Origin of the sequence: Spirillospora sp. NPDC047418, assembly GCF_040643275.1 — a bacterium.
Lineage (GTDB): Bacteria > Actinomycetota > Actinomycetes > Streptosporangiales > Streptosporangiaceae > Spirillospora.
On record NZ_JBEYTW010000083.1, the window covers coordinates 18056 to 38572 of the forward strand.

General features: G+C 74.5%; 20 protein-coding genes and 1 tRNA gene. 11 read left to right on the plus strand and 10 right to left on the minus strand.

Annotated elements, in window-relative coordinates:
- Window positions 1–15 precede the first annotated feature (15 nt).
- From ABZ806_RS34940 to fdhD, 3 genes are all read right to left on the minus strand, one after another.
- The gene (locus ABZ806_RS34940) at window positions 16–1785 is read right to left on the minus strand and encodes an SDR family oxidoreductase (RefSeq protein WP_500221800.1); all 1770 of its coding nucleotides are present in this window, start codon (window positions 1783–1785) and stop codon (window positions 16–18) included.
- 121 nt (window positions 1786–1906) lie between these two features.
- Entirely contained in the window at window positions 1907–2842 is a 936-nt protein-coding gene (locus ABZ806_RS34945) for a metal-dependent hydrolase (protein WP_500221801.1), read from the minus strand.
- Between the two features lie 130 nt (window positions 2843–2972).
- Window positions 2973–3785, minus strand: a complete 813-nt coding sequence (fdhD, locus tag ABZ806_RS34950; RefSeq protein WP_500221803.1) for a formate dehydrogenase accessory sulfurtransferase FdhD — start codon at window positions 3783–3785, stop codon at window positions 2973–2975.
- A 190-nt stretch (window positions 3786–3975) separates the two neighbouring features.
- Between fdhD and ABZ806_RS34955 the strand changes: the two genes are divergently transcribed.
- Entirely contained in the window at window positions 3976–4320 is a 345-nt protein-coding gene (locus ABZ806_RS34955; protein ID WP_500221805.1) for a DUF4333 domain-containing protein, read from the plus strand.
- Between the two features lie 3 nt (window positions 4321–4323).
- Here the strand turns inward: ABZ806_RS34955 and ABZ806_RS34960 are convergent, their stop codons facing one another.
- From ABZ806_RS34960 to ABZ806_RS34970, 3 genes are all read right to left on the minus strand, one after another.
- Window positions 4324–4506 (minus strand): DUF3099 domain-containing protein, encoded by a 183-nt coding sequence (locus ABZ806_RS34960; protein WP_500221807.1) that lies wholly within the window; start codon window positions 4504–4506, stop codon window positions 4324–4326.
- 49 nt (window positions 4507–4555) lie between these two features.
- Window positions 4556–4651, minus strand: a tRNA-Sec gene (locus tag ABZ806_RS34965).
- A 50-nt stretch (window positions 4652–4701) separates the two neighbouring features.
- Entirely contained in the window at window positions 4702–6543 is a 1842-nt protein-coding gene (locus tag ABZ806_RS34970; protein ID WP_500221810.1) for an AMP-dependent synthetase/ligase, read from the minus strand.
- Between the two features lie 181 nt (window positions 6544–6724).
- Here ABZ806_RS34970 and selD point away from each other — a divergent pair, with 181 nt between their 5' ends.
- Together selD and ABZ806_RS34980 are read left to right on the plus strand one after the other, a co-directional pair.
- Window positions 6725–7717, plus strand: a complete 993-nt coding sequence (gene selD / locus ABZ806_RS34975; protein WP_500221812.1) for a selenide, water dikinase SelD — start codon at window positions 6725–6727, stop codon at window positions 7715–7717.
- Window positions 7718–7832: 115 nt separating this feature from the next.
- Window positions 7833–8102, plus strand: a complete 270-nt coding sequence (locus ABZ806_RS34980; protein WP_500221815.1) for a GlsB/YeaQ/YmgE family stress response membrane protein — start codon at window positions 7833–7835, stop codon at window positions 8100–8102.
- Here ABZ806_RS34980 and ABZ806_RS34985 read toward each other — a convergent pair.
- The gene (locus tag ABZ806_RS34985) at window positions 8099–9979 is read right to left on the minus strand and encodes a propionyl-CoA synthetase (RefSeq protein ID WP_500221817.1); all 1881 of its coding nucleotides are present in this window, start codon (window positions 9977–9979) and stop codon (window positions 8099–8101) included. The genes ABZ806_RS34980 and ABZ806_RS34985 overlap by 4 nt on opposite strands.
- A gap of 145 nt (window positions 9980–10124) precedes the next feature.
- On the minus strand, window positions 10125–11555 hold the full coding sequence (locus ABZ806_RS34990; protein ID WP_500221819.1) for an MFS transporter: 1431 nt from the start codon (window positions 11553–11555) through the stop codon (window positions 10125–10127).
- A gap of 106 nt (window positions 11556–11661) precedes the next feature.
- On the opposite strand from ABZ806_RS34990, the gene ABZ806_RS34995 reads away from it, so the two are divergent.
- From ABZ806_RS34995 to ABZ806_RS35010, 4 genes are all read left to right on the plus strand, one after another.
- Window positions 11662–12168: a MarR family winged helix-turn-helix transcriptional regulator gene (locus ABZ806_RS34995; RefSeq protein WP_500221822.1), complete on the plus strand. Its 507-nt coding sequence runs from the start codon at window positions 11662–11664 to the stop codon at window positions 12166–12168.
- Window positions 12169–12256: 88 nt separating this feature from the next.
- Window positions 12257–14014 (plus strand): SelB domain-containing protein, encoded by a 1758-nt coding sequence (locus ABZ806_RS35000; RefSeq protein WP_500221824.1) that lies wholly within the window; start codon window positions 12257–12259, stop codon window positions 14012–14014.
- Between the two features lie 94 nt (window positions 14015–14108).
- Window positions 14109–15302, plus strand: coding sequence for an RtcB family protein (locus ABZ806_RS35005; RefSeq protein WP_500221826.1), 1194 nt, complete (start codon window positions 14109–14111; stop codon window positions 15300–15302).
- A gap of 161 nt (window positions 15303–15463) precedes the next feature.
- The gene (locus ABZ806_RS35010; protein ID WP_500221828.1) at window positions 15464–15790 is read left to right on the plus strand and encodes a hypothetical protein; all 327 of its coding nucleotides are present in this window, start codon (window positions 15464–15466) and stop codon (window positions 15788–15790) included.
- A 167-nt stretch (window positions 15791–15957) separates the two neighbouring features.
- Here the strand turns inward: ABZ806_RS35010 and ABZ806_RS35015 are convergent, their stop codons facing one another.
- Entirely contained in the window at window positions 15958–16764 is an 807-nt protein-coding gene (locus ABZ806_RS35015; RefSeq protein ID WP_500221830.1) for an alpha/beta hydrolase, read from the minus strand.
- Window positions 16765–16906: 142 nt separating this feature from the next.
- On the opposite strand from ABZ806_RS35015, the gene moaA reads away from it, so the two are divergent.
- From moaA to ABZ806_RS35030, 3 genes are read left to right on the plus strand one after another with little or no spacing between them, the layout of a single operon-like run.
- Window positions 16907–17896: a GTP 3',8-cyclase MoaA gene (moaA, locus tag ABZ806_RS35020; protein WP_500221833.1), complete on the plus strand. Its 990-nt coding sequence runs from the start codon at window positions 16907–16909 to the stop codon at window positions 17894–17896.
- Window positions 17897–18451, plus strand: coding sequence for a molybdenum cofactor guanylyltransferase (gene mobA / locus ABZ806_RS35025; protein ID WP_500221835.1), 555 nt, complete (start codon window positions 17897–17899; stop codon window positions 18449–18451).
- A 49-nt stretch (window positions 18452–18500) separates the two neighbouring features.
- Window positions 18501–18782: a DUF6457 domain-containing protein gene (locus ABZ806_RS35030; RefSeq protein ID WP_500221837.1), complete on the plus strand. Its 282-nt coding sequence runs from the start codon at window positions 18501–18503 to the stop codon at window positions 18780–18782.
- Here ABZ806_RS35030 and ABZ806_RS35035 read toward each other — a convergent pair.
- Entirely contained in the window at window positions 18779–19021 is a 243-nt protein-coding gene (locus tag ABZ806_RS35035) for a hypothetical protein (RefSeq protein WP_500221839.1), read from the minus strand. The genes ABZ806_RS35030 and ABZ806_RS35035 overlap by 4 nt on opposite strands.
- An 80-nt stretch (window positions 19022–19101) precedes the next feature.
- Between ABZ806_RS35035 and ABZ806_RS35040 the strand changes: the two genes are divergently transcribed.
- A partial coding sequence (locus ABZ806_RS35040) for a DHA2 family efflux MFS transporter permease subunit (protein WP_500221842.1) occupies window positions 19102–20517 on the plus strand: 1416 nt, incomplete at its 3' end.

Consider the following 20517-nt stretch of genomic DNA (forward strand, 5'->3'; position numbering starts at 1 on the left):
CCGGGCGGGCGGGGCTCAGCCCGGGTCGAGGCGGGCGAGGAGCCGCAGCGCGCCCGGGGCCGCGCGGGACGCCAGCCGGCTCAGCCGCGCCTCGGGCGTGACCGGGACGACGGCGCGGTCGTCGCGGACGGCGGCGACGATCTGCTCGGCGACGCGTTCGGGCCCGTAGCCGCGGCGCGCGTAGGCCCGTGCCGCCCGGTCCCGGCTGCGGGCCTGCTCGTCCTCGCCGCGCCCGACGAAGCGGGCCGTCCGGGTGATGCCGGTGTCGACGATCCCGGGGCAGATGGCGCTGACCCCGATGCCCTCGCCCTTCAGCTCGGCCCGCAGGCATTCCGACAGCATGAGCACGGCCGCCTTGCTGGTGGCGTAGGCGGGCAGCGCGCGCGACGGCGTGTACGCGGCGGCCGACGAGGTGTTGACGATGTGGCCGCCCTGCCCGCGCTCGGCCATCTGCCCGGCGAAGAGCCGCGAGCCGTGGACGACGCCCCACAGGTTGACGTCCAGGACCTCGCGCCAGTCGCCGGGGGAGTGGTCGAAGAAGGACCCGGCCATGCCGATGCCCGCGTTGTTGACGACGACGTCCGGGACGCCGTGCTCGTGCAGGACGGCCTCGGCGAAGTCCTCCATCGCGGCGGGGTCGGACACGTCCACCCGGAAGGCGCGGCCGGCGGGCCCGGCGAGTTCGGCGGTGCGCCGGGCGGCCTCCAGGTCGATGTCGGCCGCGAGGACCTCGGCGCCGCGCCGGGCGAACGCGAGCGCCGTGGCGCGGCCGATCCCGCCGCCCGCGCCGGTGACGACGACGAGGGAGCCCTCGAACGGGCGCCGCTCCGGCCGCACCCGCGCCCGGTCCAGCGCCCGGGACTCGGCGGCGGTGAGCGGGCCGCCCTGGACGCCCGCGATGTGCTCGGTGATCCAGCGGGCGACGACGCCGGGATGGCTGCGCGGCACCCAGTGCCCGGCCGCGACCGTCCGCAGCGACAGGTTGGGGACCCGCCCGCCGAGGCCGCCCACCAGGTGCGGTGAGACGAACAGGTCCCGCGTCGGGACGATCACCTGGGTCGGCACGTCGGTGCGCCGGTCGCGGGGCCGGCGCAGCCGCGGCAGCATGTTCGCCCGGTACAGCCCGACCCCGGCCGCGGCGTCGCGCGCCATCGTCCGCGCCGGATGGCCGGCGCGCGGCGCGACGCCCTCGCCGACGGCCAGCGCGCGGGTGAACAGCCTGGTCATCCCGCCCAGCCACAGCGCTTCGGGCAGGACCGGCGTCTGGAAGAAGTAGATGTACCAGGAGCGCGCGCCCTGCCCGGCGGCGCGCTTCAGGTTGCCCGGCGTCGGGCGGGCGAGGTTGCGCCGCATCCAGTGGCCGACGTGGTCCAGGCACGGGCCGGAGATGGAGGTGAAGGAGGCGAAGCGGTCCGGCATGGTGCAGGCCGCCTCCCAACCCTGGATCGACCCCCAGTCGTGCCCGACGAGATGCACCCTGCGGTCGGGCGCGGTCGCGTCCAGCACCGCCCGCATGTCCGACATCAGGTAGTCGAACGTGTAGCGCTTCCGCCCGAACGGCCGCGACGACGCGCCGGCGCCGCGCACGTCGTAGCGGACGACGTGGAACCGCTCGGCGAGCAGCGCGGCCACCTCGTCCCACACCGCGTGCGTGTCGGGGTAGCCGTGGACGAGCAGCACGGTCGGCCGCGACGGGTCGCCCTGCTCGCAGACCGCGAGGTCGACGCCGTCGCCGCGCACCCGGCGCCTGGTCCGCAGGGGGATTCGGGCCGCTTTATTGGACACCCTGCTAATAAATCGCCGAATCGTCCCCGCGGTCAAGGGGGCGCGGCGTGAGCCCCGCCACCGGGAGAGCCCGAGGGCCCGTACGGCGCGGCGGTACGGGCCCTCAGGCGGGGAGCGGCGGTCAGTAGGGGTCGTAGCCCGCGGCCTTCGCGGCGGGGGACTGCGTCAGGTACTCCAGCGCCCGCGGCGTGGAGCACACCTTCGACGGGTGGTGGTTCGGCTTCAGGTACACCGGGGCCTCACCGAGCAGCAACTTGAAGATGCCCGGGACGTGCCCCAGCCGGACCGAGCGCCGGTAGGACCGGTACACGCGCAGCGGCGTCACCCGCTTCTTGATCGTCGGGTCGTGCTTGAGCAGGTACAGCGATCCGCCGATCAGCGCCCAGTACAGGAAGAACAGCGACACCACCCACGCCGCGACCCGTGTCGGGTAGCGGCCGCCCATGGCCCGGTAGACGTCGAACACCACCGACCGGTGCTCGACCTCCTCGGCGCCGTGCCAGCGCAGCAGGTCCAGCATGGTCGGGTCCACCCCGGCCCGCTCGAACCGCTCGTTGTCCATGATCCACTGTCCGAGGACGGCGGTGTAGTGCTCGATCGAGGCGACCGCGGCCAGCTCGAACCGCAGCCGGCGCCGCCACGCCCGCGGGTTGCGCTCCTTCAGCGCCGCCATCTGCGCGGGCCGGTCGGCGTTGCCCTTCGCCGCCGCGTCGGTGATCTTGGAGACGTCGATCCCGTTGGCCTCCAGGATCTGGTCGAGCACGCCCTGGTGCGAGCGGGCGTGCACCATCTCCTGGCCGATGAAGCCCTTGATCTCCTCCAGCAGGCGCTCGTCCTCGATGTACGGCCGGGCGTCCTTCACGCACTGGACGAACCACTTCTCGCCCTCGGGCAGGACGATGTGGAACGAGTTGATGATGTGCGTGGCGACGGGGTCGCCGGGCACCCAGTGCAGCGGGGTCGCCGACCAGTCGAAGGACACCCGCCGAGGCTTGATCGGGGGGTGGCGCTCATCGATGCCGGGCGCCGCTCCGCCGTCTGTCAGGGGCCTCGTCATGCCGTCCCTCGCTTCTGCGCGCGCGTGTATGCGTTGGGGCGACAGTCAACTCCTGGTGCGCCGCGGTTTCTTGCCGCCGAACCAACAAGTTACCGCTTGGTTTTCGGCTCCTGATGACAAGTCCCGCCCGTCAGAGGGCGATTCGCTCGGATCCGGCGTAAACGTTCATGGTCTCGCCGCGCAGGAAGCCGACCAAGGTCATCCCGGCGTCCTCGGCGAGCTCCGCCGCGAGCGACGACGGCGCCGACACCGCCGCGAGGACGGGCACGCCCGCGGCCATCGCCTTCTGCGTCAGCTCGAACGACGCGCGCCCGCTCACCATCAGCACCGTCCCGGTGAGGGGCAGCCGCCCCTGTCGCAGCGCCCAGCCGACGACCTTGTCGACCGCGTTGTGCCGGCCGACGTCCTCGCGCACGGCGAGCAGCCCGCCGCCGGCGTCGAACAGCCCGGCGGCGTGCAGCCCGCCCGTCCGGTCGAACACCCGCTGCGCCGCGCGCAGCCGCTCCGGCAGCGCCGCCAGCACCCGCGGCGAGATCCGGACCGGATCCTCGCCCACCTCGTAGGGCCGGTCGGCGCGCAGCGCCTCGATGCTCGACTTCCCGCACACCCCGCACGCGCTGGTCGTGGTGAAGGCCCGCGTCATCGAGTCGTCCGGCGGCGGCACCCCGGGCGCCAGCGCGACGTCGAGGGTGTTCTGCTCGGCCGTGTCGGCGCAGTACCGCATCGCCGCGAGGTCGCCGGCGCCCCCGATGACGCCCTCGGCCGCCAGGAAGCCGGCCACGAGGTCGAAGTCGTGCCCGGGCGTGCGCATCGTGATCGTGAGCGGCTTGCCCGCGACGCGGATCTCCAGCGGCTCCTCCACCGCGAGCGTGTCGGGCCGGCGCCCCCGCACCCCGCTGGTGCTCAGCCGCAGTACGGGCCTGCGCACGGTGATCCGCCCCATGGACCGGACGGTACCCCGGAAACTCGCGAGTAACGAAAAGTTCGGCCCATCTTGTCCCGTTTCGGGTCCTTTTCTAGTCGGGACGGAACACCCTGGCCGCCGGGTCACCACCGAACCGATCATCGGAGCGTGCCACAGAGGCGCCCCACGGGGACCGGGGCGCCGCACGACACGAGGAGTCACGTCACCGATGCGCAAGTTCCTGCTCGTTCCCGCCCTGCTCGGCGCCCTCGCGCTGGCCACCACGGCCTGCGAGGTGAACAAGAGCATCTCGATCGGCAAGACCGTCTCCGCCGACAAGGTGGAGGAGCAGATCGTCGCCAAGTTCGGCCCGCCCTTCGACGACGGCGGCATCGGGCCGGCCACCGCCGAATGCCCCGGGGACCTCAAGGGCGAGGTCGGCGCCACCCTCGACTGCACGGTCAGGGACGCCAACGGCCGCGACTACCCGCTGACCGTCACCGTCACCGCGGTCGAGGGCGATCAGGTCCGCTTCAGCATGAAGGAGCCGCCGCAGCCCAAGGGCGCCGAGTAGCCGTCAGTCGCGGCGGTCGATGTTCCAGTTCGCCACGATCGCCGCGAACGGCGGGATGGCGAGCGCCACCACCGACATCACGATCGCGGCGGTGTGCGACCAGTGCCGCACGACGGCCCACGCCAGCACGAAGAGGACGAGGCACGTCCCCATCATGATCCCGTAGGCGATCTTCCGCCGCCGCATACCTCCACGCTACGCCGCGCCCCTCCCGCCGCCCGGCGGGGGTGCGCGGTGGCGGAGGCGTACGGGAATCGAACCCGCCGTCCCGAGATCCTCGGGACCGTCGGCTTTGAAGGCCGGGGAGGCCACCAGGCGCTCACACGCCTCCGCCAGTGATCTTAGCCCGCCGGGGCCGGGGCCCGCGGCGGGCGCTCGCGGTCAGCCCGCGTAGAGGGCGTCGATGTCGGGGGAGTACTTGGTGTGGACGACGCGGCGCTTGAGCTTGAGGGTCGGGGTCAGCTCCTCGCTCTCGGCGGTCCACTCGGCGGGCAGCAGGCGCCACTTCTTGACCTGCTGGACGCGGGCGAGCCGGGCGTTGGCGTCCTCGACGGCCCTGGCGACCTCCTCCAGGACGAGGGGGTGGTCGGCGAGCGCGGCGAGGTCGGTGGTGTCGATGCCGTGGGCGGCGGCCCAGACGGGGGCCACCTCGCCGTCGAGGGTGATGAGGGCGACGACGTAGGGGCGGCGGTCGCCGAAGGCGAGGGCCTGCCCGACGAGCGGGTGCTCCTTGAGGTGGTTCTCGATGAGGGACGGGGCGATGTTCTCGCCGCCCGCGGTGATGATCAGCTCCTTCTTGCGGTCGACGACGGTGAGGAAGCCGTCGCCGTCGAGGCGGCCGACGTCGCCGGTGCGCACCCAGCCGTCGGCGTCGATCAGTTCGGCGGTCGCGTCCGGGCGGTTCAGGTAGCCGGGGGTGCAGGTGGCGCCGCGGACGAGGATCTCGCCGTCGTCGGCCAGCCTGAGCTCGACGCCCTCGAACGCGCGGCCGACGGTGCCGAGCTTGAAGGAGTCGGCGAGGTTGGCGGTGATGGCGCCGGTCGTCTCCGTCATCCCGTAGGCGTCGAAGATCTTCAGGCCGAGGCCGGAGAAGAACCGGGCGACGTCCAGCGGCAGCGGGGCGGCGGCGCTGGAGGCCTGCCGGACGCGGTCCAGGCCGAGCAGGGCGCGCATGGGGGTGAGGACGGCCTGGTCGGCCCGCTCGAAGGCGGCGGTGATCTCGGGGGTGGGCGTGTTGCCGAACTCCTGGGCCGTCACGTGCGCGCGGCCCGCCTCGAGGGCGCCGGCGACCGCCTGCCTCCTGGCCTCGTCCGGCTCGGCGGACAGGACGGCCTGGATGCCGGCCATGAGCTTCTCCCAGATGCGCGGCACGCCGAAGAAGGAGTGCGGGCGCACGTCCTTCAGGATCGCGCCGAGCTGCGCCGGCTCCGGGCAGAAGTGGATGTGGGAGGCGAGCGTGACCGGCAGGTAGTAGCTGAGGACGCGGTCGGCGATGTGCGCGAACGGCAGGTAGGACACGCCCGCCGGGTGGTCGGGCAGCACCGAGCTGCGCCGCACCATCACCGACTCGTGCAGCACCATCGAGTGGGTGATCAGGACGCCCTTGGGGTCGCCGGTCGTGCCGGAGGTGTAGAGGAGGGTGACGGTGTCCCCGGGCTTGACGGCCTGCCAGCGGCGGTCGATCGCGGCCGGGTCGGCGGCGAGCCGCTCGCGGCCGAGGGCGGTGAAGTCGTCCCAGCTCACGTACCGGTCGCCGGGCGGGCAGGCGGCGGCGTCCACCACGATGATCCTCCGCAGCTCCGGCAGCCGGTCGAGGACGGGCTGCCAGCGCTCCAGCTGGTCCCGGCCGTCCAGGACGGCGTACCTGGCCGCGCAGTGCCCGGCCACGAACGCGACCTGGTCGGGCGCGAGCGTCGCGTACACGGTGGTGGGGATCCCGCCGGCGTGGACGGCGCCGAGATCGGCCAGGACGTGCTCGGAGCGGTTCGGCATCATCAGCGCGACCACGTCGCCCGGCTCCAGGCCGAGGGCGGTGAACCCGGCGGCCGTCTCCAGCGCGCGGGTGCGGGTGTCGGCCCAGGTCAGGGTCTTCCACTCGCCGTCGACCCGGTCGGAGTAGGCGGGCAGCCCGCCGTGCTTGGCGGCGGTCTCCGCCAGGCTCGTGCAGACGGTCCGTCCCGCGACGGCCTGGTCGAGCTCGGCCTGCTGTTCCCGGATCCCCATGTCGCCCCTCGAAAAGTAAGTGATGACTTGCAAGAAAGGGAATCGCATCATGCCGAACGCCGTTCGGACAAGGGTTTGCGGGATTTCCCTGCTGGTCGGGGGAGATGTTCGCTGTTCGGTGACCGCACCCGTACTGTCCGTTTCTTGATCATTTGCGGTAGTTGTGCGTTAAATCAGGCGGGTGACCCGCCTCGCCCCGGCCGCCCGCCTGACGCAGTACGCGCACGGCGGCGGCTGCGCCTGCAAGATCCCGCCCGGGGTGCTGGAGCGGGTCGTGACCGGCCTCACCGGCGGGGACGAGTCGCTGCTGGTCGGCGGGCCGGACGGCGACGACGCGGCGGTGCTGCGGATCAGCGGCGGCCGGGCGGTCGTGTCCACCGCCGACTTCTTCACGCCGGTCGTCGACGACGCCTACGACTGGGGCCGCATCGCCGCCGCCAACGCGCTGTCGGACGTCTACGCGGTCGGCGGCGAACCGCTGATGGCGCTGAACCTGCTCGGCTGGCCCGTCGACGCGCTGCCCGCCGAACTGGCCCGCGAGGTGCTGCGCGGCGGGCGGGACGTCGCCGCCCTCGCCGGCTGCGCGATCGCGGGCGGGCACAGCATCGACGACCCCGAGCCCAAGTACGGCCTCGCGGTGACCGGCGTCGCCGACCCCGCCCGGCTGCTGCGGCTGGACGCGGGCCGCCCCGGCGTCCCGCTGTCGCTGACCAAGCCGCTCGGCCTCGGCGTCCTCAACGCCCGGCACAAGGCCACCGGCGAGGTGTTCCGGCACGCGGTGGACACGATGACGCGGCTCAACGCGGACGCGTCGGTCGCCGCCCTGGAGCGCGGCGCCGTGTGCGCCACCGACGTCACCGGCTTCGGGCTGCTCGGCCACCTGTACAAGGTGGCGCGGGCGAGCGGCGTCACGGCCGTCGTCGAGGCGTCCGCCGTCCCCTACCTGGACGGGGCGCGGGCCGCCGTCCGGGACGGGTTCGTGCCCGGCGGCACCCGGCGGAACCTGGCGTGGGTGTCGCCGCACGCCGACTTCCGCCGGATCGCCGAGGAGGAGCGGCTGCTGCTCGCCGACGCGCAAACCTCCGGCGGGCTGCTGGTCGCCGGAGAGGTCCCGGGCGCCCCGGTCATCGGCGAGCTCGTTCCCCGCGGGCGGCACGCGCTCGTCGTCCGCTGACGCCCCCTCCGCGCCCCCTCCGCGCCGCTTCCCCACGACGGCCGCCGTGTCGCCCGCGCGGACGCGGGTAGGGCCTCCTGGACCGTTCCCAGGGGACGGGGAGTGAGGAGCGCGCATGACCATCGGGGGGCTCGCGGCCGCCGTCGTCCTGGGCGCGGTGATCGGTGTCCTCGGGAAGCTGCTGCTGCCGGGCTGCCCGGACATGCCGGTCTGGCTGCTGATGGCGACCGGCGTCGTCGCGGCGTTCGCCGGCACCGGCCTGGCCCAGGTGTTCGACGTCGGGAGCGGCGGCTGGAGCCCCTGGGAGACGGTCCTGCAGGCCCTGCTCGCGGCGGCCGGCGTCACTCTGGCGGCGGCGTTCTGGCCGCGGCGCGGCGGCCGCTAGCCCCGGCGCAGGACGGGGCGCAGCTCCTCCAGCACCGCGGGGTCCTCGATCGTGGACGGGACGGTCACCTCCCGGCCGTCGGCGATGCCCCGCATCACGCCCCGCAGGATCTTGCCCGACCGGGTCTTCGGCAGCGCCGGGACGACCGCGACCTCCCTGAGCGCGGCGACCGGCCCGATCTGGTCGCGGACCATCCCGACCAGTTCGGCGCCGAGCTCCTCCGGCTCGGCGAGGACGCCGCTCTTCAGCACGACGAGCCCGCGCGGGACCTGCCCCTTCAGCGCGTCCTCGACGCCGATGACCGCGCACTCGGCGACGGCCGGGTGGGAGGAGATGACCTCCTCCATCGTCCCGGTGGACAGCCGGTGCCCGGCCACGTTGATGACGTCGTCGGTGCGGCCCATCACCCAGACGTAGCCGTCCTCGTCGATGTGCCCGCCGTCGCCGGTCAGGTAGTGCCCGGGGAACTTGGTCAGGTACGACTCGACGAAGCGCTCGTCGTCCTGCCAGAGGGTGGGCAGCGTGCCGGGCGGCAGCGGCAGCCGGATCGCGATGTCGCCGTCGGTGCCGGGCGGCACCGACCCGCCGTCGGGGCCGAGGACCCGCACATCGTAGCCGGGCACGGGCACCGACGGCGAGCCCGCCTTGACCGGCATCGGCTCCAGCCCGCGCGGGTTCGCCACGATCGGCCAGCCGGTCTCGGTCTGCCACCAGTGGTCGATGACCGGCCGGTCCAGGATCCGCGACGCCCACCGGTAGGTGTCGGGGTCGAGCCGCTCCCCGGCGAGGAACAGGGTGTCCAGCGCCGACAGGTCGTGCCCGGCGAGCAGCGCGCCCTCCGGGTCCTCCTTCTTGATCGCCCGGATCGCGGTCGGCGCCGCGAACAGCGCCTTCACCCGGTGCTGCGCGGCGACGCGCCAGAACGCGCCCGCGTCCGGCGTCCCGACCGGCTTGCCCTCGTACAGGACGGTCGCGCAGCCGGTCAGCAGCGGCGCGTACACGATGTAGGAGTGCCCGACGACCCAGCCGACGTCGGACGCGGCCCACCACACGTCGCCGGGCCCGACGCCGAACACGTTCTCCATCGACCAGCGCAGCGCGACCGCGTGCCCGCCGTTGTCGCGGACGACGCCCTTCGGCCGCCCGGTCGTCCCGGAGGTGTACAGGATGTACAGGGGGTCGGTGGCGGCGACCGGCACGCACTCGGCGGGCTCGGCGGCGGCGACGGCCTCGTCCCACTCCACGTCGCGCGGCCGGACGAGGTCGGCGTGCAGCTGCTCGCGCTGGCGGATCACGCACCGCTCGACCTTGTGCCGCGCCATCTCCAGCGCCTGGTCCAGCAGCGGCTTGTAGGCGACGATCCGGCCCGCCTCGATGCCGCAGGACGCCGACACGACCGCCTTCGGCCGGGCGTCGTCGATCCGGACGGCCAGCTCCCGCGCCGCGAACCCGCCGAACACCACCGAGTGCACCGCGCCGAGCCGGGCGCACGCCAGCATCGCGATGACCGCCTCGGGGATCATCGGCAGGTAGATGACGACGCGGTCGCCGCGGTCGACGCCCTGCGCGCGCAGCGCCCCGGCGAACCGCGCGACGAGCCCGGTCAGCTCCCGGAAGGTGTAGGTGCGCGCCGTCCCGGTGACGGGGCTGTCGTAGATCAGCGCGGGCTGGTCGCCGCGGCCCTCCTCGACATGCCGGTCGAGGGCGTTGTCGCAGGTGTTCAGCTCGCCGCCGGTGAACCAGCGGTAGAACGGCGGCGCGCCGTCGTCCAGCACCCGGTCCGGTGGGACGAGCCAGCGGACGTCGCGCGCCGCCAGCCCCCAGAAGCGGGTCGGGTCGGCGATGCTGCGTTCGTACGCGGCCCCGTAGGCGCCCATGTCGTCCTCCCGGTGGCGGGTCCGTGGCCCGGTCTGCGCTGCGGCCTCCGGCGATGGGGGCCGCATCCCTATAGGGCATGCCCCGGGGCCCGTTCGTCAAGGGCCCGCGCCGTCCGGTCCCGCCGCGCGGCGGCCGGCGCGGCCGTCAGCCGGGGTGCCGCAGGGCGTGCACGACGGCGACGGCGGCGGCCACGGTGGCGCCCGCCGCGACGATCCAGAAGCACAGCTCGTAGGCGCCGAGCGTGGGCACGTCGGTCCCGGCGACGACCTGCCCGGCCAGCACCGACGCCGTCACGGCCCCGGCGACGCCGCCGCCGGTCGTGCGGACGAGCGAGTTGATGCCGCTGGCGATGCCGCTCTGGTCCATCGGGACGTGCTGGACGGCGAGCGTGCCGAGCGCCGCGTAGGCGATCCCGAACCCGATGCCCTGGATCGCGCTGAACGCGAGCATGTCGTACACGTGCGAGTTGGACACCGCCAGCCACGCGTAGCACAGCCCGGCGAACGCCGACCCGACCGCGAGGGTGTAGGCGGTGCCGATCCGGGCGGCGATCCTGCCCGACATCCAGGAGAACACCAGCATCGTGACGGTGCTCGGCAGCATGTAGAGGCCGACGTCCAGGACCGAGCCGTCCAGCCCGTACCCGACCTGCGCGGACGGCGACTGCACGAACCCGGCGATCAGCGTGAACGCGGCGAACATCGAGAAGCCGAGCAGCGCCGACACGATGTTCGCCGACAGCGACCGGGCGCCGACCAGCAGGTTCAGCCGCACCAGCGGGGAGCGCACCCGCCGCTCGACCGCCACCCACACCGCGCCGAGCGCGGCGGCGCCGCCGAACAGGCCGAGGACGCCGCCGGACGTCCAGCCCCACGCGTTGCCCTCGCTGATGGCGAGCAGCAGGCAGACCAGCCAGCCGGCGAGCAGCACCGCGCCGGCGATGTCGGGCCGCCCGCCGGCCCGGGTGCCGGTGTCGCGGGCGCACGCCGCGACCAGCGCCAGCGCGGCGGCGCCCAGCGCGGCGGTGATCCAGAACACCGGGCGGTGGCTGTCGGTGCGGACGGCGATCAGCCCGGTCACGATCATGCCGGCGCTGCCGCCGACGCCCATGGTGGCGCTGACGATGCCGATCGCGGTGGTGATCCGCTCGCGCGGGAACGCGTCCCGGATCATGCCGATGGCGAGCGGGATCATCGAGGACGAGACGCCCTGCAGCGCGCGCCCGGCGATGAGGACCGGCAGCGAGCCGGACGCCGCGCAGACCACCGAGCCGGCCACCAGCAGCACCAGCGCCAGCATGATCATCCGCTTCTTGCCGTACATGTCGCCGAACCGCGCCAGCAGCGGGGTGGCGACCGCGCCGGCCAGCAGCGAGGCGGTGAACACCCAGGTCACGTCGGTGATCGGGGCGTCGAAGCGGACCATGAGCTGGGGCAGCAGCGGCAGCACGAGGGTCTGCTGCACCGAGACGACCATCCCGGCCGCGGCGAGCGCGAGCAGGATGCGGCCGGTGCGCGCCGGATCGGCGGCCGGGGGCCCGGCCGCCGTGCGCGCCGTGACCGGGGCGCCGGTCATGCGAACCTCCCCAGGGTGTGGCGTCCGGTCGGCGGCGGGCGGGCCGCGCGGCGCTGTGCTGTGCTTACTTAAGTTAAGTAAGTGTAGAGCGGTAGGGTCTCCGGTTATGTCGCCAGGTGTGCCGCCGGATCCGGCCGAGGCCGGGATCGTGGAGATCGAGCGGGCGCTCAGCCGCGTCGCGCACATGCTGACCCGGGCCCGCCGGCACGACCAGACCGTCGTCGCCGCCGGCGTGCCCGTCGACCGGGCCGCCGTCCCGGTGCTGCGCGCGCTGGCCGACGGCGGCGCGCCGATGCGGCCCGGCGAGCTGGCCGCCGCGCTGGCGGTGGAGGCCCCGCACGTCACCCGGCAGGTGCAGCGGCTGGAGCGGGCCGGCTACGTCGAGCAGGTGCCCGACCCCGACGACGGCCGGTGCCGGCGGGTCCGGCTGAGCGCGGCCGGGGCGGACGCGGTGGAGTGCATCCGCGCCTCCGGGCGGCGCTGGATCGCCGAGGCGCTCGCCGGGTGGGCGCCCGCCGACCGCGCGCGGCTGGCCGGGCTGGTCCACCGGATGGTCGACGACTTCGCCGCCCACTCGCACGGCGGGTTTGGCGCGGAGCGCCCGCGTCCCTAGGGTTGCCTTCCGTGGACCTCCGTCTGCACAACCCCCGCACTGGATCCCCCCGCACGGCCCGTGGCGTCTCGGCCTGGAAAGGACGCTGATGCAGGTCGTCACCACCGCCGGTCACGGTGGGCACGGCAAGTCGGCGCTCGTGCGCGCCCTCACCGGCCGGGAGCCGGGGGAGGCGGGCGCCTGGACGCGGCTGCCGTCGGGCCGCCGGGTGGCGTTCGTCGACGTCCCCGGCGGCGAGCGGTCCGTCCCGGCCATGCTCGCGGGCGCCGCGCCCGCGCCCGCGGCGCTGCTCGCGGTGGCCGCCGACGAGGGCTGGATGCCGCAGACCGGTGAGCACCTGGACGCGCTCGGCGCGCTCGGCGTCGGGGCCGGCGTGCTCGCGGTCACCAAGTCCGACCTCGCCGACGCGCGGCTCGCGCTGCGGCAGGTCCGCGGCCGGCTCGCCGGCACCGCGCTGCGCGGCGTGGAGGCCGTCGCCGTCAGCACCGTCACCGGCGCCGGCATGGACGGGCTGGCCGCCGCCCTCGACCGGCTCACCGGCCGGCTGCCCGTCCCCGACGCCGCGGCGCCGGTGCGGCTGTGGGCCGACCACGCGTTCACCGCCGGGCGGCAGACCGTCGTCACCGGCACCCTCACCGCCGGCACGGTCTCGGTGGGCGACGAGCTGCTGCTGATGCCCGCCGGGGACCGGGTCCGCGTCCGGACGATCGGCTGCGCGGGCGAGCCCTGCGACACCGTCGGCGGCGTCTCCCGCATCGTGCTGACGCTCCGCGACGCGGGGCGCGTCGACCCCGGCATGGCCCTGGTCACCCCCGGCGCCTGGACCCACACCACCTGCGTCGACGTCCGCACCCGGTTCGGCGAGGCGTCCGGGCGGCTGGCCCGGCGGCTGACGCTGCACCTCGGGTCCGCCGCCGTCCCGGTCCGGCTGCGGCCGCTCGGCCCCGACACCGCCAGGCTGACCCTGAACACCCGGCTCGCGCTGCACCTGGGCGACACCGGCGTCCTGCGCGACGCGGCGCGCCGGTCGATCGCCGGGGTGAGCGTGCTGGACGTCCGGCCGCCGACCCTCGTGCGGCGCGGCGCGGGGGCGGCCCGCGCCCGCGAGCTGGCGTCCTGGCCGGACCGGCCGGACGGCGCGATCGTGCTGCGCCGGCACGGCGTGCTGCGGCGCGCGGAGCTGTCGCTGATGGGCTGCGCGCCGCCGCCGGACGCCGTCGCGCTGAACGGCGAGTGGGTCGCCGACGCGGCGCACTGGTCGGCGCTGTTCGACCGCCTCGCCGAGGAGGCGTCCCGGCACGCGGCGGGCAGCCCGCACGCGCCCGGGATCCCGCTGGAGACCGTCCGGCTGCGGCTCGGCCTCCCGGCCCGGCAGCTGGTCACCGCGCTCGTCCGGCCGCCGCTGCGGGTGGACGCCGGACGCGTCTACGGCCCCGCGCCGCGGCCCGAGCCCGGCCCCGCCCCCCGGCCCGCCGCCCCGACCGCGATCGCCGCGGCACCGCCGCCGCCCTGGACCGCGGCCGTCGAGCCGCTCCTGGCCGGCCTCGCGGACGCCCCGTTCGTCCCGCCGTCCCCCGGGCGCCTCGAAGAACTCGGCCTCACCGGCGACCTGCTCGCCGCCGCCGAGCGCGCCGGGGCGGTCCTGCGCGTCCCCGGGGACGGGGCCGACATCATTCTGGCGCCGGGCGCCGACCGGGACGCGCTGCGCGTCCTGAACGGCCTGCCGCAGCCGTTCACCCCAGGTCAGGCCGCCGATGCCCTGGCCACCGACCGCCGCGTCGCCGTCGCCCTGCTGCGCCACCTGGACGGGCTCGGCCTCACCGAACGGCGCCGCGCCGAACGGTGATGAACCCCGCCAAGGCGGGAAAACCGGTTGAACAGTGACCGGTGTCTCTGGCCTCATAGATCGCGGTCCGGTCCCCGTCGATCAAGGAGAAGGCATGCCGTACCAGACGCTCAAGGGCGGCCGCGTTCCCATCCGGATGTGGACCGCCCCTGAAACCGTCGAGGACCTCGCCCTCGACCAGCTCCGCAACGTCTCCGCCCTGCCGTGGGTGGAGGGCCTCGCGGTGATGCCCGACGTCCACTACGGCAAGGGCGCCACCGTCGGCTCGGTCATCGCGATGAAGGACGCGGTGTCCCCGGCGGCCGTCGGCGTCGACATCGGCTGCGGCATGACCGCCGTCAAGTCGTCCCTCATGGTCGAGGACATGCCGGACGACCTGGCCGGCATCAGGCACCGGCTGGAGAAGGCGATCCCGGTCGGGCGCGGCTCCCACAAGAACGCCGTCGACCCGTCGGCGCTGCCGAACCTGAAGGAGCGCGGCTGGTACGACTTCTGGAAGCAGTTCGACGACCTGCACCCGGCGGTGCGGTCCCGCCACGGCCGCGCCCGCCAGCAGATGGGCACGCTCGGCGGCGGCAACCACTTCCTGGAGCTGTGCGCCGACGACAAGGGCGCGATCTGGCTCGTCCTGCACTCGGGGTCGCGCAACATCGGCAACGAACTGGCCGAGCACCACATCGAGGCCGCCCGCAAGCTCCCGCACAACCAGGACCTTCCGGACAACGACCTCGCCGTGTTCCTCACCGGCACCGCCAAGATGGACGCCTACCGCCACGACCTGTTCTGGGCGCAGGAGTACGCGCGGCGCAACCGCGCCGTCATGATGGCGCTCGCGCAGAACGTCGTGACCAACTGGTTCGGCGAGAAGCGCTGCCGGTGGGGCGAGGTCATCTCCTGCCACCACAACTACGTGGCGGAGGAGGTGTACGGCGGCCAGGAGCTGCTCGTCACCCGCAAGGGCGCGATCCGCGCGGGCCGCGGCGACCTCGGGATCATCCCGGGCTCGATGGCGACCGGCACCTACATCGTCCGCGGCCTCGGCAACGAGACCGCCTACAACTCCGCCTCGCACGGCGCGGGCCGCCGGATGAGCCGCAACAAGGCCCGCAAGAGCTTCACCGTGGACGACCTGGTCGAGCAGACCAGGGGCGTCGAGTGCCGCAAGGACTCCGGCGTCGTCGACGAGATCCCCGGCGCCTACAAGGACCTGGAGACGGTCATCGAGGCCCAGTCCGACCTGGTCGAGGTCGTCGCCCGCCTCCGCCAGCTCATCTGCGTGAAGGGCTGAGGACGATTCCCCGGCGGTTCCTCGGATCCACGTGCTCTTTCTCCGGTCCTTCTTCGGGGGGACTTCTGCTCCTGGGCCGTGGAAACGGTTCGGAGTGTCGAGAACAGATGCTCGGGTAGACGACATTGGCACAGCGAATCGGACATCTGGGGGGAAACGGGATGTACAAAAACATCGCCCTGGGCCCGCATACGTGCTCTGGCGGCAGCAGCCAGTGGGTGAAGCTGACGCACAGAGGCAACCTCTCGGTGCTGAGCGTCGGATTCCGGAACGAGGGATTTGCGCAGCTGCTCCACGCGTCGCAGCTGTTCGTCAACGACGACCATGCCCTCTGGCAGGTCATGAACTTGGCCCTCACATCCACGACCTGGTGGCCGACCCTGGTGGTCGATCAGGCCGGCGTCGCCGACATCGAGGGGATCGTGGCCCGGCAGCCGATCGAGGTCGGTGAAGAGCCGATTCCGAGCGGCGAGCGACGTCCCGGATAGGCGTTGCAGCGGTTTCGCGGGGTCGGCGCCGAGGAGCATCGCGCACCGATCCCGCGACCCGCGTGCACGTCGGCGACCTGTCATTCGCGTACCGGTCTGGGACCGGCACGGCGAGATCACCCGGGCCGAGGCCGCGACGGCGCGGCGGCGGGCCGGGCGTCCGCCGGTCAGGTGAGGGCGCGGTCGATGAAGGCGGTGACGTCCGACAGGACCTCGTCGCGGTTGGTCTCGTTGAAGACCTCGTGGCGCGCGCCGGGGTAGAGGCGCTCGGTGAGGTCCTCGCCGCGGACGTTCTCGATGCCGACGCGGGTGTCCTCCGGGCGGACGAGTTCGTCGGCGTCACCGTGGACGTAGAACGTGGGGAGCGCGCCGAGGGAGCCGTGGTCGTTGACGCGGCGCAGGGCGGTGTCGAGGGCCTCGATGGTGGGCTTCTTGAACGGGCCGTGCCAGACGAGCGGGTCCTCGGTGTACGCCTTGCCGACGGCCGGGTCGCGGGAGAGCGTGGCGGTGTCGATGGGCGCGTCCGGCATCTCGTCCAGGGGGAGGAGCTCGTCGACGGCGTGCCAGCGGCCGAGGACGGGGCCCGACAGGACCAGCGCGGCGAGGCCGCCGCCGTGCAGCTGGGCGTAGCGGGCGGCGATCAGGCCGCCCATCGAATGGCCGATCATGACGACGGGCAGGCCGGGGTGGTCGCCGCGCGCCGACTCCACGACGGTGTGGACGTCGGCGACGACGTCCTCGTAGTCCCCGATCAGCACCCGGTCGCCGGCGGAGCGGCCGTGGCCCATGTGGTCGGGGCCGCAGACGACGGCGCCGTGCCGGACGAGGACGTCCGCGACATGGTCGTAGCGGCCGAGGTGCTCGCCGTAGCCGTGCACCAGGACGGCGATGTAACGAGGATCACCGCCCGCCCAGATGCGGGCGGTGATCGCACCCCGCGTCCCCGCGAACTCCCACTCGCGAACCGTCGTCACCGCGACCTCCCTGATCGTCTGCAGGACATCACGCTCCACCGGGATGCGACGAAACGTCAACCGCCGGAATAGGCTGGTCTGACCGACCGCAACCTCCGGCGGGCCGCAAGCCCTGGCCGCCGGTCAGCAGGAAGGGGCGCCCGTGCTGGTCGACACCTTCGGCCGTACCGCGACGGACCTGCGGGTCTCGCTCACCGACCGCTGCAATCTGCGGTGCTCGTACTGCATGCCCCCGGAGGGGCTGGACTGGCTGCCCAAGCCGGAACTGCTCACCGACGACGAGGTGATCCGGCTCGTCGGCCTCGCCGTCGGCGACCTCGGGGTCACCGAGGTCCGCTACACCGGCGGCGAGCCGCTGCTGCGCCGCGGGCTGCCGGAGATCGTGCGGCGGACGGCGGAGCTGTCGCCGCGCCCGCAGATCTCGCTGACCACCAACGGCATCGGGCTCGCCCGGCTGGCCGCGCCGCTCGCCGAGGCCGGGCTCGACCGGGTGAACGTGTCCCTCGACACGCTGCACCGCGACGTCTTCAAGAGGCTCGCGCACCGCGACCGGCTGGACGACGTCCTCGCCGGGCTCGCGGCGGCGCGGGCCGCCGGGCTGGAACCGGTGAAGATCAACACGGTGCTGATGCGCGGGATCAACGACCACGAGGCCGTCCCGCTGCTGCGCTACTGCCTGGAGCACGGCTACCGGCTGCGGTTCATCGAGCAGATGCCACTGGACGCCCAGCACGGCTGGACCCGCAAGAACATGATCACCGCGGACGAGATCCTGGCCCGGCTGTCCGCCGAGTTCGACCTGGCCCCCGACGCGGCCCACGACCGGGGCAGCGCCCCCGCCGAGTCGTTCCTGATCGGCGGCGGCCCGGAGACGGTCGGCGTGATCGGGTCGGTGACCCGGCCGTTCTGCGGCGCCTGCGACCGGGTGCGGCTCACCGCCGACGGGCAGGTCCGCAACTGCCTGTTCGCCACCGAGGAGTCCAACCTGCGGGACGCGCTGCGCGGCGGCGCCACCGACGCCGAGCTGGCCGAGAACTGGCGCAAGGCCGTCTGGGCCAAGCGCGCCGGGCACGGCATCGACGACCCGTCGTTCCTGCAGCCCGCCCGGCCCATGTCGGCGATCGGCGGCTGAGTGGGCTTCGACGCCGTCCTGCTGGCGGGCGGGCGGGCCCGCAGGTTCGGCGCCGACAAGCCCGCCGCGCCCGTCGGCGGGCGCGCCCTCATCGAGTGGACGGCCGCCGCCGTCGCCGACGCGGACCGGCTGATCGTGGTGGGGCCCCGGCGGGACGTCCTGCCGGGCGCCGTCGTCGTCCGCGAGGACCCGCCCGGCGCCGGCCCGGTGCCCGCGCTGCGCGCCGGCCTCGCCGCGGTCCGCGCGCCGCGGCTGGCGCTGCTGGCCGCCGACCTGCCGTTCCTGCGCCCCGCCGACATCGGCCGGCTGCTCGCGGCGATGGGGGAGCGCCCCGGCGCCCTGCTGCTGGACGCGGAGGGACGCGAGCAGTGGCTCGCCGGCTGCTGGCGCGCCGGCGCCCTGCGGGAGGCCCTGTCCGGCTACCGGGGCGCGTCGCTGCGCGGCCTGCTCGGCCCGCTGGAGCCCGCCGCCGTCGCGGTGCCCGCGGGCGCCCGTCCGGCCTGGTACGACTGCGACACCCCCGAGGAGCTGGCCGCCGCCGAGCGCCTGCTTTGATCGTGGGAGAGTGGGCACAGGTGCCGTGACCATCCGCGAAGGGGGACCCATGCCGGTGCTGGAGGACTGGATCAACGCGACCTGCCTCGAACTGGGCCTGGAACGCGGCGACATCGACCAGAGCCTGATCCTGGACCTCGCCCGCGACGTCGCGCACGGCGTCGCGCGGCCGGGCGCGCCGCTGACGGCGTACCTGCTCGGCCTCGCGGTCGGGCGCGGCGCGCCCGCCCGGGACGCCGCGGCCCGGCTGACCGAGATGGCCGAGGGCTGGAAGGGCGGCGCGCCGGAGGTGCCGGGGCCGGCCGGGGAGCCCGTCCTCGACGAGACCTAGCCCTCGCGCGGCGGGGCGTCGCGGTCGGCGACGGGCACGACGTCCTTCAGGAAGTCGCGGCGGGACAGGAACGCCGACAGGCTCTCGCGGTGCTCGTCGCAGGCCAGCCAGATCTTCCGCCGGCCCGCCGTGTGGATCGTCGGGTTGTTCCAGCGCAGCGCCCACACGGCGGCGGCGCGGCAGCCCCTGGCGGAGCACAGCAGTTCGTCGGGACCGGGTCCCGGGGCGGCGTCGGTCATCCGGCCACTGTGGCACAGCCGCCCGGCGGGAACGTTTCCGGCCCGCGTTTCGCCGCGTGATCTCCGGATAGGAGCCCGCCGTGCGGACGGAACCGGCGCAGGACCCGCGGCCCGGCGGGGACGGGGTCCGCCGCTGGCGGGCGCTGTCGGTGTGCCTGGTCGCGGCGTTCATGACGCTGCTGGACGTCAGCATCGTCAACGTGGCGCTGCCCTCGATCCGGGCGGGCCTGGACGCCTCCGAGGCGCAGCTGCAGTGGATCCTGTCGGGGTACGCGCTGACGTTCGGGCTCGTCCTTGTCCCGGCGGGGCGGCTCGGCGACGCCCGCAGCCGCCGCGCGGTGTTCATGTCCGGGCTCGCGCTGTTCACGCTGGCCAGCGCCGGCGCCGGGCTCGCGCCGACGATCCTGCTGCTCGTCCTCGCCCGGCTCGTGCAGGGCGTCGCGGGCGGGATCCTGAACCCGCAGGTCGCGGGCCTCATCCAGCAGCTGTTCCAGGGCGCCGAGCGGGGCCGGGCGTTCGGCGCGCTCGGCGCCGTCATCGGCATCGCCACGGCCGTCGGGCCGCTGCTCGGCGGCGGGCTGATCGCCGCCGGCGGGCACGGGGACGGCTGGCGCTGGGTGTTCTACGTCAACGTCCCCGTCGGGATCGCGGCGCTGTTCCTGGCGTGGTGGCTGCTGCCCGCCCCGGTCTACGGCGAGCGGCAGGGCCTCGACCCGCTCGGCGTGCTGCTCCTCGGCGCCGGCGTCGTGTGCGTGCTGCTGCCGTTCGTCCAGGAGCGGCAGTGGCACGGCGGGCTGAAGTGGCTGCTCGTCCCCGCGGGCGCCGCCCTGATCGGCGTGTTCACCGCGTGGGAGCGCCGCACCCGGTCGCCGATGGTGGACCTGCGGCTGTTCCGGCTCCGCTCCTACACGCTCGGGACGGCGATCGCGCTGCTGTACTTCGCCGGGTTCACCGCGATCTTCTTCATCTTCACCCTCTACCTGCAGAACGGCCTCGGCTACAGCACGCTCGGCGCCGGCCTGGCGATCACGCCGTTCGCTGTCGGGTCCGGGCTGGCCTCGGCCGTCGGCGGCCGGATCGTGTCCCGCTACGGGCGCCCGCTCGTCGCCGCCGGGCTCGTCCTGGTGGCGGTCGGGCTCGGCGCCGTGTGGGTGGCCGTGGAGCTGGTGCCGGGGCACGGCGTCGCCTGGGCGACCGCGGCGCCGCTGCTCGCCGCCGGGCTCGGCAGCGGCCTGGTCATCGCGCCCAACCAGACGCTGACGCTGTCGGAGGTCCGCGCCACCGAGGGCGGCAGTGCCGCGGGCGTCCTGCAGACCGGGCAGCGGGTCGGCACCGCGATGGGCATCGCCGCCGTCGGCGCGGTGTTCTTCGCCGCCGTGGCGAGCACCCGCGGGGACTGGGCGGAGGCGTTCCGGCACGGGCTGGTCGTCATCCTCGGGTTCGTGCTGGCGGCGCTGGCGGCGGCCGTCGCGGACCTGGTCGCGGGCCGCCGCCCC

Excerpts from the sequence above, each read along its gene's own strand:
- ABZ806_RS34985 (WP_500221817.1), bottom strand. The coding sequence starts at position 9,979 with ATGGGCGCCTACGGGGCCGCGTACGAACGCAGCATCGCCGACCCGACC.
- ABZ806_RS34995 (WP_500221822.1), top strand. The coding sequence starts at position 11,662 with ATGTCGCCAGGTGTGCCGCCGGATCCGGCCGAGGCCGGGATCGTGGAG.
- ABZ806_RS34980 (WP_500221815.1), top strand. The coding sequence starts at position 7,833 with ATGACCATCGGGGGGCTCGCGGCCGCCGTCGTCCTGGGCGCGGTGATC.
- ABZ806_RS34990 (WP_500221819.1), bottom strand. The coding sequence starts at position 11,555 with ATGACCGGCGCCCCGGTCACGGCGCGCACGGCGGCCGGGCCCCCGGCC.
- ABZ806_RS35010 (WP_500221828.1), top strand. The coding sequence starts at position 15,464 with ATGTACAAAAACATCGCCCTGGGCCCGCATACGTGCTCTGGCGGCAGC.
- ABZ806_RS35000 (WP_500221824.1), top strand. The coding sequence starts at position 12,257 with ATGCAGGTCGTCACCACCGCCGGTCACGGTGGGCACGGCAAGTCGGCG.
- ABZ806_RS34970 (WP_500221810.1), bottom strand. The coding sequence starts at position 6,543 with ATGGGGATCCGGGAACAGCAGGCCGAGCTCGACCAGGCCGTCGCGGGA.
- ABZ806_RS34960 (WP_500221807.1), bottom strand. The coding sequence starts at position 4,506 with ATGCGGCGGCGGAAGATCGCCTACGGGATCATGATGGGGACGTGCCTC.
- ABZ806_RS35035 (WP_500221839.1), bottom strand. The coding sequence starts at position 19,021 with ATGACCGACGCCGCCCCGGGACCCGGTCCCGACGAACTGCTGTGCTCC.
- ABZ806_RS35030 (WP_500221837.1), top strand. The coding sequence starts at position 18,501 with ATGCCGGTGCTGGAGGACTGGATCAACGCGACCTGCCTCGAACTGGGC.
- ABZ806_RS35005 (WP_500221826.1), top strand. The coding sequence starts at position 14,109 with ATGCCGTACCAGACGCTCAAGGGCGGCCGCGTTCCCATCCGGATGTGG.
- fdhD (WP_500221803.1), bottom strand. The coding sequence starts at position 3,785 with ATGGGGCGGATCACCGTGCGCAGGCCCGTACTGCGGCTGAGCACCAGC.
- ABZ806_RS34945 (WP_500221801.1), bottom strand. The coding sequence starts at position 2,842 with ATGACGAGGCCCCTGACAGACGGCGGAGCGGCGCCCGGCATCGATGAG.
- ABZ806_RS34955 (WP_500221805.1), top strand. The coding sequence starts at position 3,976 with ATGCGCAAGTTCCTGCTCGTTCCCGCCCTGCTCGGCGCCCTCGCGCTG.